General features: G+C 79.0%; 13 protein-coding genes. 11 read left to right on the plus strand and 2 right to left on the minus strand.

Annotated features, from left to right (window positions below; all coding sequences use genetic code 11):
- Positions 1–35: 35 nt before the first annotated feature.
- The gene (locus K5O09_RS19550; RefSeq protein ID WP_222169337.1) at positions 36–1,649 is read right to left on the minus strand and encodes a UbiA family prenyltransferase; all 1,614 of its coding nucleotides are present in this window, start codon (positions 1,647–1,649) and stop codon (positions 36–38) included.
- A 169-nt stretch (positions 1,650–1,818) separates the two neighbouring features.
- On the opposite strand from K5O09_RS19550, the gene K5O09_RS09485 reads away from it, so the two are divergent.
- From K5O09_RS09485 to K5O09_RS09530, 10 genes are all read left to right on the plus strand, one after another.
- Complete coding sequence (locus tag K5O09_RS09485) at positions 1,819–2,280, plus strand: hypothetical protein (protein WP_222169338.1); 462 nt, start codon at positions 1,819–1,821, stop codon at positions 2,278–2,280.
- Positions 2,281–2,344: 64 nt separating this feature from the next.
- The gene (locus K5O09_RS09490; RefSeq protein WP_255595193.1) at positions 2,345–3,274 is read left to right on the plus strand and encodes an ABC transporter ATP-binding protein; all 930 of its coding nucleotides are present in this window, start codon (positions 2,345–2,347) and stop codon (positions 3,272–3,274) included.
- On the plus strand, positions 3,271–3,951 hold the full coding sequence (locus K5O09_RS09495; RefSeq protein WP_222169339.1) for an ABC transporter ATP-binding protein: 681 nt from the start codon (positions 3,271–3,273) through the stop codon (positions 3,949–3,951). The genes K5O09_RS09490 and K5O09_RS09495 overlap by 4 nt, the downstream gene beginning before the upstream one ends.
- Positions 3,948–7,175 carry an FtsX-like permease family protein gene (locus tag K5O09_RS09500; RefSeq protein ID WP_222169340.1) on the plus strand — a complete coding sequence of 1,076 codons (3,228 nt, stop codon included), beginning with the start codon at positions 3,948–3,950 and terminating at the stop codon, positions 7,173–7,175. Before K5O09_RS09495 ends, K5O09_RS09500 begins: the two co-directional genes overlap by 4 nt.
- The gene (locus tag K5O09_RS09505) at positions 7,172–9,934 is read left to right on the plus strand and encodes a hypothetical protein (RefSeq protein WP_222169341.1); all 2,763 of its coding nucleotides are present in this window, start codon (positions 7,172–7,174) and stop codon (positions 9,932–9,934) included. The genes K5O09_RS09500 and K5O09_RS09505 overlap by 4 nt, the downstream gene beginning before the upstream one ends.
- A gap of 208 nt (positions 9,935–10,142) precedes the next feature.
- Complete coding sequence (locus K5O09_RS09510) at positions 10,143–11,024, plus strand: manganese catalase family protein (RefSeq protein WP_222169342.1); 882 nt, start codon at positions 10,143–10,145, stop codon at positions 11,022–11,024.
- 11 nt (positions 11,025–11,035) lie between these two features.
- Positions 11,036–11,914, plus strand: a complete 879-nt coding sequence (locus tag K5O09_RS09515; RefSeq protein ID WP_222169343.1) for a hypothetical protein — start codon at positions 11,036–11,038, stop codon at positions 11,912–11,914.
- Complete coding sequence (locus tag K5O09_RS09520; protein WP_370635415.1) at positions 11,911–12,411, plus strand: phage holin family protein; 501 nt, start codon at positions 11,911–11,913, stop codon at positions 12,409–12,411. Before K5O09_RS09515 ends, K5O09_RS09520 begins: the two co-directional genes overlap by 4 nt.
- On the plus strand, positions 12,404–13,036 hold the full coding sequence (locus K5O09_RS09525; RefSeq protein WP_222169344.1) for a DUF3618 domain-containing protein: 633 nt from the start codon (positions 12,404–12,406) through the stop codon (positions 13,034–13,036). Before K5O09_RS09520 ends, K5O09_RS09525 begins: the two co-directional genes overlap by 8 nt.
- Before the next feature lie 263 nt (positions 13,037–13,299).
- A complete protein-coding gene (locus K5O09_RS09530; RefSeq protein WP_222169345.1) occupies positions 13,300–14,247 on the plus strand; it encodes a M15 family metallopeptidase in 948 nt (315 codons plus the stop codon).
- Here K5O09_RS09530 and K5O09_RS09535 read toward each other — a convergent pair.
- The gene (locus K5O09_RS09535) at positions 14,238–15,110 is read right to left on the minus strand and encodes a formate/nitrite transporter family protein (protein ID WP_222169346.1); all 873 of its coding nucleotides are present in this window, start codon (positions 15,108–15,110) and stop codon (positions 14,238–14,240) included. The genes K5O09_RS09530 and K5O09_RS09535 overlap by 10 nt on opposite strands.
- A gap of 91 nt (positions 15,111–15,201) precedes the next feature.
- Here K5O09_RS09535 and K5O09_RS09540 point away from each other — a divergent pair, with 91 nt between their 5' ends.
- On the plus strand, positions 15,202–16,209 hold the full coding sequence (locus K5O09_RS09540) for a phosphotransferase family protein (protein ID WP_222169347.1): 1,008 nt from the start codon (positions 15,202–15,204) through the stop codon (positions 16,207–16,209).
- Positions 16,210–16,364 lie beyond the last annotated feature (155 nt).

The following is a 16,364-nucleotide window of genomic DNA, read 5'->3' on the forward strand; positions in this document are numbered from 1 at the left end:
GCCGGGAGCCCCGCGCCCGGTGCGCGGGCGGCCGGTCAGCCCGTCGCGACCAGGAGCACCACGACGACACCGGCGGTCAGCATCGCCGCGCGGAAGGGCCACCGGCTGGCCGGGCGGCGCAGCGCGACCGTCGCGGCGGACGTGGCGAGGGCGGCGGCGCCGGCGAGCGCCAGGAGGCCGCCTCCCCCCGGCCGACCCGGGGCGGCGAGCACGACGACGGCTGCGGCGGCGAGCAGCACCGCGGCGGCGCCGGCCGCGGTCCGGCGGCGCCCCAGCCGGTGCGGCAGCCCGTGCACGCCGGTCGCCGCGTCGTCCTCGAGATCGGGCAGCACGTTGGCCAGGTGCGCGCCGACGCCGAGCATCGCGGCGCCCGCGGTCACCCACCAGGGCGCCGGCGCGGGATCCGGCACGGCGAGCGTCGCGACCGACGGCAGGGCACCGAACGCGACGGCGTACGGCACCCAGGACCAGGCGGTCGACTTCAGACCGGCGTTGTACGACCAGGCCACGGCGACGAGGCCGACGTGCAGCGCGCCCGGCACGGCCCCGAGTGCCGCGGACAGCACGACGCACGCGGCGGCGGCGCCCACCGCCGCGGCACGCAGCCCGGCGGGCGAGATGTCGCCGGACACCACCGGCTTGTCCACGCGTCCGACCGCGCGGTCGCGCGCCGCGTCGATCCAGTCGTTCGACCACCCGACGGAGAGCTGGCCCGCGAGCACAGCGGCCGCCACGAGCACCGCCCGCCCCGGCGCCGCTCCGGCGGCCCCGGCGGCGAAGGCGCCGGCGAAGAGCGTGACGGCCGCCGCCGGTGCGGGGTGGCACGCCCGGAGCAGCGCGGTCGCGCGCCGTGCGGTGGCCGGAGCGGCCGGGCCCGGCGCCCCGTCGGCGTGCCCGGCCCGCGGTGGCGCGTCGTGCTGGCGCATGGAGCTCCTCGTCGGTGGCGGGGCCCCATCGTCCCCCGAGGTCGCCCGACCCGCCCGCGGGGCCGCCGGTCCGTCAGGCGGCGCGGTGGCCGGGGCGAGCAGGGAGTCGAGGAACCGCGCGAGGCGTCCGAGGTCGCCGCCCAGCTCGGGCAGGGACGTGACGATCGCGGTGGCGAGGGTCCGCACGGGGACGTTCGCGTCGTTCGACGCCACGCGCAGCCGGTCGAACGCCGTCCGCGGGTCCGTGCGCGCGGCGAGCGCCACGGCTCCGCACGCCTGGTCGATGACGGCCCTGCTCTGCGCGGCTGCGGCGATCGACGCGGACGCGGTGGCCTGGGCGTGGTCGTCGACCACGGCCGTCAGCTCGGTGACGTAGCCGCCGACGGCGACGGCGGACCCGTCCGCGCCGTGCTGGGCCTCGCCGACGACGCCGACCAGGCGCTCGCGCCCCGAGGCGTCGCAGATGCGGTGGACGCACGAGAACGGCTCGTCGGGACCGGCCCCGGGGTCGAGCGCGCACGCCACGCGGTCCCGGTCGTCCGGGTGCTTGTGCGCGAGCAGCAGCTCGCTGGTCGGGACGACCTCGTGCGGCTCGAACCCGTGGATCGCGTAGACCTGGTCGGACCACCACCACGCCCCGGTGGTGAGGTCCAGCCGGTAGGCGCCGCAGCGGACGGGCGTCCCCACGGCGAGGGCGTGCTCGACGACGGTCGGGTCTGTCATGCGTCCGCGCTCCTGCCCTGGCACGGTGTCCCCGGGGCACGGTGCCCGACCCCGGGGGACCTGACCCACCCGACGGTACGCGGCCGGGCCCGACCACGACAGCCGGGGCGATCCTCGGGCCCGGGCGGCCCCGATCGCGCGGTGCGGGGTCCCGGCCGACGATGGGCGCATGGCAGAGAACGACGCCCCCGCCCCCGACCGCCCCGACGCCGCCCACCTGCCGCCCGACGGCGTCCCCGAGGCGGTGGTCGAGGCGGTCGGGGGAGTGACGGCGGCGTTCGAGGTCGTGGAGCACGCCCGCGGGATGCTCTACGCCTTCCACCGGCTGATCGGGCGCGCGGACGCGGAGCTGGCCGAGGCGCTGGACCGTCTCGAGGCGGCGGGGCACCTCGGCCTCGCCGAGGAGGTGCGCGCCGAGGTCGTCGGCCGCAACGTGCTGGCGGGGCGCTGGACGTTCCAGGTGGTGGAGGACTTCGACGACGGCTACCACCGGGCGTTCGCCGACGCCGAGCGCCGGGTCCGGGACGAGCTCCTCGCGGGCCGCCGCCACGTCCACGAGTCGCAGCTCAAGGAGCGCAACCGCACGCACGGCCGCCCGGGGCACGAGTCCCGGCCCGGTCCGACCGGGTGACGGCACCTGCGCGACGGGGCACGCGCGGCGCTAGCATCCAGGGTCGCGTCCGAGGAGGGCACCCGTGCAGCGCAGCGTCGTGGAGGAGCTCGGTGCACGCCTGAGCGCGCCCACGGAGTTCGGGCGCGACGCGCTGGTCGTCTGCGACGCGGTGGTGCGCGTGTTCCGCACCGGTGGCGTCGAGGTGCAGGCGCTGCAGGGCCTGGACCTGCTGGTCCACGCGGGGGAGATGGTCGCCGTCGTGGGCGCCTCGGGCTCCGGCAAGTCGACGCTGCTGCGCATCCTGTCGGCCGCCGACGTGCCCACCGCCGGCCGGGTGCGCGTCGGGCGGTGGGACCTGGGAGCGCTGTCGCGGGCGGACCGCGTCGCGTACCGGCGCTCCGTGGTCGGGTCCGTCCGGCAGCAGACGTCGCGGAACCTCGTCCCGTACCTGACGGCGCGGCAGAACGTCATGCTGCCGCTCACGTTGGCCGGCCGTCGCCGGCCGGTGGCGCGCGGGCGCGCGGACGAGCTGCTCGGCCTCGTCGGGCTGCGGTCCGCGGCCGACCGGCGTCCGGCCGAGCTGTCGGGCGGCGAGCAGCAGCGGGTCGCGATCGCGGTCGCGCTGGCGAACGGCCCGCGGCTGCTGCTCGCCGACGAGCCGACGGGCGAGCTCGACACGGCGACCGGCCAGGAGGTGCTGGAGGTGCTGCGCGCCGCCCGGTCCGACGCCGGGGCGGCGGTCGTCGTGGTCACGCACGACCCCGGCGTCAGCGGGCAGGTCGAGCGCACGGTGGCCATCCGCGACGGCCGGACCAGCAGCGAGGTGCTCCGCCGTCGCGACGCCGAGCAGGGGGACGTCGCCGAGGAGTACGCCGTGATGGACCGGGCCGGCCGCGTGCAGGTGCCCCGGGAGTACCGGGAGGCGCTGGACCTGACCCGCCGGGTCCGGCTGGCGCTCGAGGACGACCACGTCTCCGTGCGCCCCGACCGCCCCCGGCAGGGTCGCGCATGACGGCACCGCTCGTGCGCGTGCGCGGCGTCCGGCGCACGTACGGCACGGGGCACGCGGCGGTCCACGCCCTGCGCGGCGTCGACCTGGACGTGGCGCCCGGGGAGCTCGTGGCGCTGGTCGGCCGGTCGGGGTCCGGCAAGACGACGCTGCTGAACCTCGTCGGGGGCCTCGACCGGCCGGACGCCGGATCCGTCCACGTGGACGGCACGGACCTGTCCGCGCTGGACCGCGCGGGCCAGGTGCGGCTGCGGCGGGACGTGGTGGCGTTCGTGTTCCAGACCTTCGGACTGGTGCCGGTGCTCAGCGCCGCGGAGAACGTCGCGGTGCCGCTGCGCCTGCGGGCGCTGCCCGTGGCGGACCGCGAGCGCCGGGTGGAGCTGCTGCTGCGCCTCGTCGGGCTCGAGGGGCACGCCGCCCTGCGCCCCGACGAGCTGTCGGGCGGCCAGCAGCAGCGGGTCGCGCTCGCCCGGGCGCTCGCCGGGTCGCCGCGGCTGCTCGTCGCCGACGAGCCGACCGGGCAGCTCGACAGCGAGACCGGCCTGGCGGTGATGGCCCTGATCCGTGCGGTCGTGGAGGCCGAGGGCATGGCGGCGCTGGTCTCCACGCACGACCCGGTGATGATCGGCCTGGCGGACCGGGCGGTGCGGCTGGTCGACGGCCGCCTGGCCCCGGCATGACGGTCGCCCTGCTGCTGCGCCGTGCCCGGGCGCAGGCCGGCCTGCTGCTCGCGGTGACGGCGACGGCCCTCGTCGCGCTGACCGTGCTCGGCACGTGCGCGCTGCTGCTCGGGCCCGGGCGGTCGGGCGCCCTCGAGGCCGCCGTCGCCGGCGCGCCGCCCGGCGCCACCGCGGTGCAGGCACGGGTGGACCCGGCGCCCGGCGCGGACGCCGACGCGGTGGCCGGCCGCACGGCGGCGCTGCTCGAGGGCGCGCTCGACCCGCTGCCGGCGGACTCCTCGGTGTGGTCGGAGACGCCGCTGCTGGCCCTCGAGGGGGTGCCGGCCACCGACGGGCCGGCGTTCGCGTACCTCGCGGACGCTCCCGGGGTCCAGGACGTCGCCCGCCTGGTCGGGGGCGTGTGGCCGGGGGGTGAGGACGGGGCCGTCGCGGACGGCGGCGCGCAGGCCCCGGTGGCGGTCGCCGTCCCGCGCGCGGCGGCGGAGGCGCTCGGCCTGGCCGTCGGCGACGTGTTCCGCCTCGGTCCGTCCGCCGACTCCGCGCCGGACGCCGACCTCGTCGTCCGGGTCTCGGGCGTCTACGCGGCGCGGGGTGCCGGCGGGGAGGCGACGCCGTGGACCCGCGACCTGATCGCGGGCGCGGGCGCCGACCCCGACCACGGGCGCCCCGGGACGCAGGGGCGCCGCGCGTCGCCCGCCTACGGTCCGCTGGTCGTCGCCCCGGACGCGGCCGGCGGGGTCCTCGAGGCGGCGGGCCCCGGACCGGTCAGCGTGGCGGTGCAGCCGGGCGCCGCGCGTGCCGACGCCGCCACGCTGAGCCGGGTCGCGGGCCGCGTCGCGGGCGTACGCACCGAGCTGGCGGACGGGCTCGGCGACGCGGCTGAGCGCGTCGTGGTCCGCACGACCCTGCCGGCGGTGCTGCGCGCGGCCGTCGCGCAGCACGGTGTCACCGGGGCCGCGGCAGCCGTCGCCGGGCTGCTGTGCGGGGTGCTCGCGGTCGCCGCGCTGCTGCTCGCCGGCCGGCTGCTCGCCGCGCGACGGGCGGGTGAGCGGGCGCTGCTGCAGGACCGCGGCGCGGGCCTGTCGTGGCTGCTGCGGGCCGCGGTGGCCGAGGCGGGCGTCGTGGTCGGGGTCGCGGCCGCGCTCGCCGTCCCGGCCTCGCTCGCCATGTACGCCGTCGCCGCGGCCGTCGTGCCGGTGCTGCCGCCCGTCGGGGCGCCGCCCGGCGTCCTGCTCGGCACCGCGGCGGCGGGGGCGCTCGTGCTCCTGCTCGCGCTGTGCGCCCCGGCCGCGCGCACGGCGGCGTCGCACCGGGTCGAGGGCGTGCGCCGCGTCGCGCGCACGGGAGCCGACCTGCTGCTGGTCGCGCTGGCCGCCGTGGTCGTGCTGCGGCTGCGCGGCGGGACGTCGGACGTGCTCCGCACGCTCGCGCCGGTCCTGTGCCTCGTCGCGCTCTCGGTGCTCGCGCTGCGCGCGGTGCCGTTCGTGGCCGGGGGCGCGGAGCGGTCCGCCCGCCGGTCGCGCCGGTTCGTGCTGCCGCTGGCCGCGCTGGACGTGGCGCGCCGCCCGCGGCCCGCCGCGGCGGTGCTGCTGGTGGTGCTGGCGGCCGCGGGCAGCACCTTCGGGGCGGCGTGGTGGGCGACGACGGCGCGCTCGCAGGGGGAGCAGGCCGAGGTCCGGGTCCCCGCGGAGCTGGTCGCGTCCGGCCTCACCGGGACGCCGGCGGAGCAGGAGGAGGCCCTGCGCACCGCCGCCGGGGTGGCCGGGCTGCCGGCCGTGGACCGCGTGACCGCGCTGGGGACGCTCGTCGGGGCCGGGTCGGGGGAGGCGCCGACCCGGTTGCTGGCCGTGGCACACGACGCCCCGCTGCGCGGCCGGTTGCCGGACGGGGCCCGCTGGCCCGACCTGACGGCCGACCTCCCGCCGGGCGGCCCCGCGTCCACCCTGGCGCTCGGGGCGGCGGGCGAGCGGGGGCTCCGGCTGGAGGGCACGGCGTCCGGTGCGGTGCCGGTCACCGCCGTCGCGACGCTGGTGCTGCAGGACGCGCGGGGTGTGCGCACCGCGGTCGTCACCGAGGAGGTGCCGCTCGACGGCGGCGTCCACGAGCTGGTCCCGGCGGCGGCACCGGGGCGCACCGGGACGCCGACGTCCGGGCCCGAGGGGGACGGCGCCCTGGCCGCCGTGCTGCTGCACCTGCGCGCCGGCGCGCCGCTCCCGGAGTCGGGCGCCGCGCCGTCGCAGGTCCAGGTGCTCGTGGGGTGGGACGCGCCGACGGCGAGCGGCGGGGCCGGAGCCGCGGCCGCCTGGGGGGCGGCCCCGACGACGGCCTCGGCGCTCGCGCTGCCGGCGTCGTCCGCGACGGTCGACCGGGAGGGTCTGCGGGCCGGGGCGACCCTCGACCTCGTCGCGGCGTCCGCCGGTCCCGCGGACCTGGTGCTGAGCGGCTTCCCGCGGCCAGGGCCGCTGCCGGTGCTGGTGAGCCAGGACCTGGCGACGACCGCGTCGCTGCGGGCCGGCGACCTGCTGGAGGTGCTGGTCGGCCGGACGCCGGTGCCCGCCCGGGTCGTCGGCGTGGCCCCGTACCTGCCGGGCGCGCCGGAGGGCCCCGCCGTGCTGGCGGACCTCGACGCGCTCTCCCGGGCGGCCCTCGCGCAGGCGGAGACGGCCACGTTGGTGGACGTCTGGTGGGTCGACGGCGCCGGGCCGGACGCGGCCGCGGCCCTGCGGGACAGGGGCGCCGACGTGACGGTCCGCGCCGAGGTCGCCGCGACGCTCCGCGACGGGCCGCAGCAGGCCGCCGTGGGCGCCGCGCTCGCCCTCCTCGTGGGTGCGGCTCTGCTGCTCGCCCTCGTGGGGGCGGTGCTGCACGCCGCGGGGTCCGCCGACGACCGGGGGCCCGAGGTCGCCCGGCTGCTCGCCCTCGGCGCGTCGCCGCGAGCGGTCGCCGCCACGCACGTCGCCCAGCACGCCGTCCTCGACGTGCTGGGCGTGGCGGTCGGGACGGCGGTCGGGGCGGCGACGGCGTGGCTGCTCGCGCCCGCCCTGACCGTCACGGCGTCCGGCGGTGCGCCCGTGCCGCCGGCGCTCGTGGTGTGGCCGTGGCCGGTGCAGGGCGCGGTCCTCGCCGCCCTCGTCGTCGGGTCGACGGCCGTGACGCTGCCTGTGGTCCGCGCGCTCGTCCGGCGGGCCGCGGCCTCCCACCTCCGGGTCGGGGACGCGGCGTGACGGGCCGCCACCGCGCGCGCCGGGGCGTCGGGGGGACGTGGTCCCGGACCCCCGGCCGGCCTCGGGCGACGGGCACGGACCTGCACACCCTCCCGCGGCGGTCGCGCGCCCAGGCCGGGCCGCTGGTGCTGCTCGCGCTGCTGGTCGCGGTCGGCACCGCGCTGGCCGCAGCCGCGCCGCGGGCGGTGGCCCTGGTCGAGGACCAGGCGGTGCGCACCGCGGTCGAGGACGCCGGACGGGACGCGGACCTCGTCCTCAGCGGTCCGGTCGGGTACGAGGGATCCGACGGCGGCCTGGACCGCGAGCCCGCCGGGACCGCCGGGAAGGTCGCCGCGGCGGTGCGCGCCGCCGCGCTGACGACGTTCGGTCCCGTGCTCGGCGAGCCGCTGACCACCGAGGTGTCCCGGGCGCTGCGGCTCCGGGAGGTGGCGGGGGAGCGGACCGGCGACGCCCCGGCGCCCGCGACCGGGGAGACGTCGGTCCGTCTCGCCTGGCAGGCGGGGGCGGAGATCGCGTGGGTCTCGGGCCGGTCACCGCAGCACGCACCGGGTGCCGACCCCGAGGTGGCCCTGTCGCAGGAGACGGCGGCGGCGCTGGGCGCGGTCCCCGGGTCGGTGCTGGTGCTGAGCGGCGCGGACGGTGCGGACCTGAGGCTGCGGGTGACCGGGGTGTTCCGCACGTCCCGCACCGACGCGTCGTCGCGGTGGGTCGACGCCCCGGAGGTGCTCCGGCCGCGCGTGACCCGGCAGGGGCCCGCCACCACCACCCAGGTCGCCGCCCTCCTGCCGGACACGTCGCTGCGGGACGGCCTGGAGGCGGTCGGCCCGCGCGACGTGCAGCGCGTCGTGCGGATCCCGGTGACCGCGGGCGCGCTGTCGGCGGAGCGTGCGGACCGGCTGCTCGCCGAGCTCCCGGCGGTGCAGGCTGCGCCGGCCGCGCTCGGGCAGGCGGCGTCCAGCAGCAGCCTGTTCACGGGCCTCGACGACGTCCTGCGGCGGGTGCGGGCGGACGTCGACGCGGCCCGGGCGCAGTCCCTCGCCCTGGGCGTCGCCGCGGGCGCGGGGACGTCCGCGCTGCTGGTCCTCGCGGCACGCGTGCTCGCGCGGCGACGGGAGCCCGACCTGGTGCTCCGGCGGGCACGGGGGTCGGCCCTGCCGGCGACGCTCGTCGAGCTCGGTGCGGAAGCGGTGCTGGTCGCGGCCGCGGGCGCCGCGGCCGGCGTGGCTCTCGCCGCGGTCGTCGTCCCGGGGCCCCTCGGCACCGCGGCCCTGGTGCCGGCGGCGGTGGCGGTCCTGGCGAGCCCGGTGGCCGGGCTGCTGGTCGCGCGGGCAGCGGGCGACCCGCCGCGCGACGCCACCGGTGCGGTGGACGGTCGACCGCTCCGCCGCCGGGCACGGCCGTCCGGGCCGGCGGGCAGCGGCGGCACGTCGGCGCGCGGTCCGGCTGCGGGACGGCGCGGGCGCCGCCTGGCGGCGGAGGGGGCCCTGCTGGTCGCCGCGGTGCTCGCCGTGGCCGCCCGCCGCGACGGTGGGACGGACCTGCTCGCGGCGTCCGCAGCCACGCTCGTCGCGGGCGTGGTGGCCGTGGTCGTCGCGCGGCTCGTCCCCCTGGTCCTGCGCGCGGCGGGACCGCTGGCCGCGCGGTCGCGCGGAGCCGTCCCCGTCCTCGGGCTGGCCCGTGCCCGGGAGGCGGGCGCCGCGCCGGCGGCGGTGGTCTGCCTGACGCTGTGCGCCGCTCTCGTCGTCGTCGCGTGCGCCGTGGGAGCCGGCGCCCGGCGGGACGCCGTGGTCGCGTCGTGGACCACCGTCGGCGGTGACGTCGCCGTCCGCGCCGCGCCGGGGTCGGACCTCGCGGAGGCGGCCGCCGTCTGGGCGGCGTCCCCCGGCGTCACGGCGGTGGTCGCGGCGCGGGTCGAGGACGACGTGCAGGCCGCGACGGAGCAGGGCCCGCAGCGCGTCCGGGTGCTCGTCGCCCCGCCCGCGGACCTGGAGCGGCTCGCCGTGGCTGCGCGGGCAGGAGGAGCCGGGCCGGGTGGCGGCACCGTCGTCGGGACGGTCACCGTGGCCGGCCTCTGGGGCGCCGACCGGACGCTCGAGGGCCTCGGCGTACCGGTCCCGTCCGCCGGCGGGGCGGGCGGGGCGGGCCGGCCCACCGTGGTCGTCGACCCCGCCGCGCTGGCAGACGCCGGGCAGGACGCCGTCCGGGACGCGGGATCCCCGGACGCGGGGTCCCCGGACGCCGCCTGGCTCACGGGCCCCGGCGCCGCGGACGCGGTGCGCGACGCCCCGCCGCCCCCGGGGTCGGACGTCGCGGTGCGGGCCGACGTGCTGGCGGACCTGGGCTCCGGCGTCCTGCTCCGGGCCCGGCTGGGCGTCGCGGTGGTCGCTGCGGCGCTGCTGCTCGCGCTGAGCGTCCTGGCAGCGCTGCAGGCGGCTGCGGCGGGAGGGCCGGCGCGCCGGCGGGCGCTGGACACCCTCCGGACGCTCGGGCTCGGCGACCGCGAGGCGCGGGCCGTGGCGGTGGCCGAGCTGCTGCCGGCCGCCGCGACCGCGGTCGTGCTCGGCGCGGGCGGCGGCCTGCTGGCGGCCTCGGTCGTCGTCGGCGGCGGGGCCGTGCGGGCGACCCTGGGCTGGCTGCTCGGCGCCGCGGGCCTCACGGCCGCGGCCGTCGTCTCGGCGGTCGTGGTGCTCGCCGTCGTCGAGCAGGCGGGCTCACGCGACCACCGTGTCGGGGCGTCCCTGCGGATCCCGGAGCCGTGACCTGCGGCGACGCCGCCGTGTGGCGGGACCTCACCCGCTGACCTAGCGTCGAGCACGGCGGGCCGGCAGGTCCGCCCCACAGCACCGGCGGAGGAAGCCCGTCGGCGCCATCCCCGGTCCCCGGGGGCGGACGCCGGACGGCTCCCGCCCTCGCGACCGCGGTGACCGCTCCCGCACGAACCAGCGCCCACGGGGCGCGGAGGTCGCGATGTTCTTCCACCGCCAAGAGCTCCAGCACGAGGCCAAGCCCGACCGCCCGGACGCCGTCTACGCCCGCAAGCTCCAGGAGGTCCTGGGCGGGCAGTACGGCGAGATCACGGTCGCGATGCAGTACGGGTTCCAGTCCTGGAACACCCACCTCCCCGGCAAGTACCGCGACCTGCTGTACGGCATCGGCGCCGAGGAGTTCGGCCACGTGGAGATGCTCGCCACGATGATCGCCCAGCTCCTGGAGAAGGCGCCGGTCGGCGTGACCGACGAGGCGGTGCAGGACGACCCGACCGTCGCGGCCGTGCTCGGCGGCACGGACCTGCAGCACGCCATCGTGGCGGGCGCCGGGGCGCGCCCGGTCGACAGCATGGGCAACCCCTGGAGCGCGGGCTACGTCACCGCCAGCGGGAACCTGCTCGCCGACTTCACGGCGAACGCGAACGCCGAGATGCAGGGCCGCGTGCAGGTCGCCCGGCTCTACCACATGACCGACGACCACGGCGTCCGCGATCTGCTCGCGTTCCTGCTGGCGCGAGACACGATGCACCAGAACCAGTGGATCGCCGCGGCGCGCGAGCTCCAGGAGGAGGGCCTCGAGGGGCTTCCCGTCCCGAGCAACTTCCCGCTCGGGCAGGAGGACCGCGAGGTGGCGTACCAGTACATCAACTTCTCCGACGGCGCCCAGGCGGGCGAGGGGTCCTGGGCCTCCGGCCCGACCCCGGACGGCCTCGGTGAGTTCACCTACGTGCCGGAGCCGCCTGCGGGCGTGCCGATGCCGCCGCCCACGCAGCCGGACCCCCGGCTGTACGGCACGACCCCCCAGCCCGACGTCGTGGAGAAGGTCACGGGCAAGGTCAAGGACACCCTCAAGAGCGAGTGAAGGAGAACGCCATGAGCGCTCAGGACACGGGTGGCGGGGCCGCTGCGGCGGTCGGCACCGCGAAGGACGAGGCACAGGGGATCGCCCACCAGGCGGCGGAGTCCGGCCAGGACCTGCTGCACGAGATGAAGGACGAGGCCGGCGGCGTCGCTGCCGAGGCCACGCAGCAGGCGCGCGACCTCCTCGGGGAGGCCCGCGACGGCGTCCGGTCCCAGGCCGCGGACCAGCAGGCGCGCGCCGCCCAGGGCCTGCGCAGCCTCGGCGACGAGCTCGGACGCATGGCCGAGGCGTCGGAGGGGGGTCTGGCCCAGGACCTCGTGCGGGACGTGGCGGGGCGGACCGGGGCCGTGGCCTCGTGGCTCGAGGACCGCGAGCCGGGCGACGTGCTCGGCGAGGTCGCGGACTTCGCACGGCGGCGGCCCGGCACGTTCCTGGCGCTCGCCGCCGGGGCCGGCGTCGTCGTCGGTCGCCTCGCGAGGGGTCTGAAGGACGCCCCTCCGAGCGGCGCGGGCTCGGCATCGCGGCCGGCCGGCGGCGGGCCGGCGGGTAGTGACCTGCCGGGATCGACCACCGGGCTGTCGACGCCGTCCGCGGGGTCGGCCGGCGGGTCGCCGGATAGCGGGTCCGCCCTGCCCGCCGCGGGCACCGCCGCCGGAGACCCGGGTGGCCAGGGTGCCGTCCCCGGCGGGGGAGCCGAGGGGCTCGCCGCCGGCGACGGCGAGCCGTTGCACCGGGAGCCGGGTCCCGCCCTCGGCGAGGAGCGGGCGTGGGCGCAGAGCGGGGGAGAGGCCCCGGTGGCGCCGACACCCGGCCACCTGCCCACGGCCGACGACGCGGGCACGGCCGGGGGCGACCCGCTGGCGGGCGCGCAGCGCGAGGACCAGCCGTGACCGGCCCGGGAGACCCGACCGTCGCGGCCGACCAGCGCGCGGTGCCACGAGGCCCGGCGCCGGGGGCGGGGCCCCCGGACGGGACGGGCGCCGGACCCGCACCGCGTCCCGAGCCGGAGCGGCCGTCGCTCGGTGACCTCATCGGTTCCGTCACCCAGGACCTCTCCCGGCTCGTCCGGCAGGAGGTCGAGCTCGCCAAGGCGGAGCTCGGGCAGTCGGCCCGGAGGGCCGGGCGCGGCAGCGGACTGCTCGCGGGCGCCGGCGTGGCCGGCCACTTCGTGCTGCTGTTCCTGTCGGTCGCCCTGTGGTGGGGGCTGCCGATCGGCAAGGCGTGGTCCGCCGTCGTGGTGGCCGCGGTGTGGGGCGTCGTGGGGGCGGTCCTGGCGCTCCGGGGACGCGCCGAGCTCCGCCGGGTGCAGGGCACGCCGCGCACGGCGGAGACCGTCAGGAAGATCCCGAACGCGCTGAAGGGCGAGGAGGAGGCGAACCATGAGTGAGAACCCGGAGCGGATCCGCGATCGGATCGAGCAGACGCGGGCGGAGCTGTCCGCGGACGTGGACGCAGTCGGTGACGCGCTCGACCCGCGACAGGTCGCCCACCGCCAGGCCGACAGGGTGCGCGGCCGCGTCGGCGCGGTCCGCGACCGCGTGATGGGCAGCGTGCACGACGCCGCGGGCTCGGCCGGCGGGTCGGTGCGCGGGGCGGCCGGACAGGCGCGGGACGCCGCGGGCGCCACCGCCACCGGCGTCGGGGCCGGTCTGCGCGACGCCCCGCACGCGACGGCGCGACACGCCGGGGGCAACCCGCTCGCGGCAGGCCTGGTCGCGTTCGGGGTGGGCCTGCTCGCCGCGTCGCTGCTGCCGGCGTCGCGGCGCGAGCAGCAGGCGGCGCAGACCGTCGAGGAGCAGGTGCGGGCAGCGGTCCCCGAGATGAAGCAGGCTGCCCGGCAGTCGGCCGAGGACCTGCGGGGACCGGCGCAGGACGCCGTCGAGGCCGTGAAGGAGCGCGGCTCCGACGCCGTCGGGACGGTGCAGGAGCACGGCACGCAGGCTGCTCACGAGCTGCGCGACCAGGCGCAGGACTCCACCGAGCACGTGCGAGGGGCCTCGCAGCAGGGCTGAGCCGCGTCGACGCCGCTTCCGGGACCCCGTGCCCCGCAGGCGGCGTCGCCGCGTCCGCACGACCCCCGGACGGCGGCCGGCCGCGCGCGGGGCTGGCCTCCGGGCGCCGTCCGTCGGAGACTGGGACCCCGCCCCCTGCTCCGGAGACCTGGTCCGTGTCACCCCTCGCGCCCGACCGGCACGCCGTCGCCGCCCTCCCCGGGCTCCTCGGCTCCGGTCGCGGGCGGCGGAGGCGTCCGTCCCGGACCGCCCCGACGCGGGTCGTGCAGGTCGCCGCCTCGCTGGTCGCCGGGGCTCTGGGGATCGGCCTGGCGCTCCACGACGCGAGCGGCGCCGTCCCGCCCGGGGGACGCGTGACCGCAGCGCCCGCGAGCGCGGCGGACACCCGGGACGCCGCACCCCTCGCCGCCGCGCTCGCGGGGGCGACCGCGAGCGCCGCCCGGGACCACGCCGCCGCCGTGCCTCCCGCCGACGTCGCGGAGGGGGCGCGGCCGGCGGCCGATCCCGAGGACCGGCTGCTCGACCCCGACCCGCGCGCGCGTGGCGGGCCCGGCGCGGTGCCGGAGGTACCCGTGCCGCTGGTGCTCCCGGAGCTGCGGCCCCCGGCCCGGGCGGGGCTCGACCTCTCCGCGCGCTCCACGAGCGACCCGGCGAGCCCGTGGGTCGTCGTGAACAAGTCGCGCCCGCTCGACCCGGTGGACTGGGCGCCGTCGGACCTGGTCACGGTCGCGGGGTACGAGGTCCGCGCGTCGGTCGCGGACCCGCTCGCCCGGATGCTCGGCGCCGCGGCGGCGGACGGCGTGGCCCTCGAGCTGCGCAGCGGGTTCCGGTCCCGGGCCTACCAGGAGCAGGTCCACGCCGGGTGGGTCGCCCAGGTCGGAGGGCAGCGCGCCGACGAGGTCTCCGCGCGCGCCGGCCACAGCGAGCACCAGACCGGGCTCGCGGTGGACGTCGGCAGCGGTTCGGCGCCGGAGTGCGACTTCCAGGACTGCTTCGCCCAGACGCCCGAGGGCCGGTGGGTCGCGGAGCACGCCGCCGAGCACGGGTTCCTGCTGCGCTACACGGCGCAGGGGCAGCCGGTCACGGGCTTCGCCCCGGAGGGCTGGCACCTGCGCTACGTCGGCGAGGACCTGCTGGCGGAGATGGAGCGTCGCGGCGTCGGCACGCTGGAGGAGCTGTTCCGGCTGCCCGGCGGGCCCGGTCACCCCTGAGACGACTCCCCGCCCCCGGTCTGCCGCAGCCACTGCGAGTCGTCGTTGACGTACGCGTAGTACAGGCCGATCAGCAGACCGCCGCCCAGGAAGTTCCCGAGCAGCGCGATCCCGACGTTCCCGGCGGCGGCGCCGAGGTCGATCCCGTCGCGGAGCCCCACGACCGAGAACAGCACCGTGTTGGCCACGGAGTGCTCGAGCCCGAGGAACGCGAAGATGAACACCGACGTGATCATCACCAGGCACTTGGTCAGGTCGTCCGTGATGAGTCCGTTGTAGACGAGCAGCATCGCGATGTTGATGCAGAAGTTGCACAGCAGCGCCCGGACGAGCAGGTCGACCCAGCCGGCGGGCCCGTCGGTGACGTAGGCCAGCTTGTGGGCCACGGAGTCGGCCATCTCGGCGGCCGGGGCGCCCTCCACGAGGCTGGAGAACCGCAGCAGCACCGCGACGAACAGCCCGCCCAGCACGTTGCCGAGGTAGCAGAGGCCCAGCAGCCGCAGCGCCCGCCCCCACGACGTGCGGCGGTGGTAGGCGCCGATCGAGACGATCATCATGTTCGACGTCAGCAGCTCGGAGCGGGAGTAGTAGATGAACACCAGCGCCCAGCCGAAGACGACCGCGCCGACCACGCGGCCCACGGTGCGCAGCGTGCCGTCGCCGACGTCGATCGCGGCGAAGGCCGCCACCAGCGCGTAGAACGTCGCGTAGAGCAGCCCGATCAGCACCCCCGCCATGGCGGCGCGCTGCAGGTAGCGCCGGGCGAGACCGCCGGACATCGTGGTCTTGGTCTCGAGGACCTCCAGGGCGGTGCTGATGAACTGCTTGCCCGGGAACAGGGACTGCGGGTCGGCGGGACTCACGGCGCACACGGTGCCACACCCGCGACCCGCCCCGCAGCAGGCGGGCCGCGGGTCCTGCGGACGGGAGCGCGGCCGCCGCTAGCGTGTGCCCATGCTCGACGCCGACGTCGCACCTGACCAGCAGCTCCGCGAGGCCCTCCCGGGGGTGCTCGCACCGCTCGGGGAGGTCGTGGCCCTCGACCGCCTCACCGGGGGCCTGTTCGCCACGACGTTCCGCGCCACCCTCGCCGGGGGCACGCGCGTGGTGGTCAAGACGGCGCCGACCGCGACGGAGCGGCTGCTCACCTACGAGCACGACCTGCTGCGGACCGAGGCGCTGGTGTACCGCCTCGCCGGGGAGCGCCCGGAGCTCCTCATGCCCCGGCTGCTGCTCACCGACTTCACGCGCGCGGCGGTCCCCTCCGACGTCGTGGTCGCGAGCCACCTGGACGGGGTCCCGCTGCTGGACCTGGCGGTCGACGGGACGTTGCCGCCGGACGTCGAGGCGCGGGTCCGTCCGCAGCTCGGGGCGCTCATGGCCCGGCTCCACGCGGTCACGGGCGAGCGGTTCGGCTACCCCGACCCGACGACCGCCCTGGCCGGGACCACCTGGCCCGACACCTTCGACCGCATCGTCGGGGCGCTGCTCGCCGACGCGCGGCGGTGGGGGACCGGGCTCCCGGAGCCGGAGGTCCGGGCCGCGGTGGCGCGGCACCGGACGGCTCTGGCGGAGGTGCGCCGGCCCGCGCTCGTGCACACCGACCTGTGGGCGGGCAACCTGTTCGTGGACCCGGCGACCCTGCGCCTCACCGGGGTGATCGACCCCGAGCGCGCCGTGTGGGGGGACCCGCTGCTGGAGCTGGCGGGCGCCGACCAGACCGGGCTCGGTCCGGTGCCGGCCGACCTCGTAGCCGGGTACGCCGACGCGGCGGGGGCCGTCGGACCCCTGCCGCTCGGGACGCCCGCCGGCGACGCGCGGCTGCTGCTGTACCGGATGTCCATGACCCTGGTGCTGCTGGTCGAGATGACCCCGCGCGGCTACGCCGGTCCCGGTGCCGACGCCCACCGCGCCGCCTGCGAGGCGACTCTGCGGACGGTGCTGGACCGGCTCGCGGGGTAGGGCGTGTCACCCGTGCGGGTGACGGGGTCGGTTCGGGACCGGATCCACCGCCGGAACCGGCCGGCCGCAGCCCCGTGGCGTGCCACCATGACCCGGGCGCGTCGGCAGCGCGCGTCCGCCACCAGCGGCACCGTCGGTGAGGCCGCGCCAGCCGC

The sequence above is a fragment of the Cellulomonas sp. C5510 genome (assembly GCF_019797765.1).
GTDB lineage: Bacteria > Actinomycetota > Actinomycetes > Actinomycetales > Cellulomonadaceae > Cellulomonas.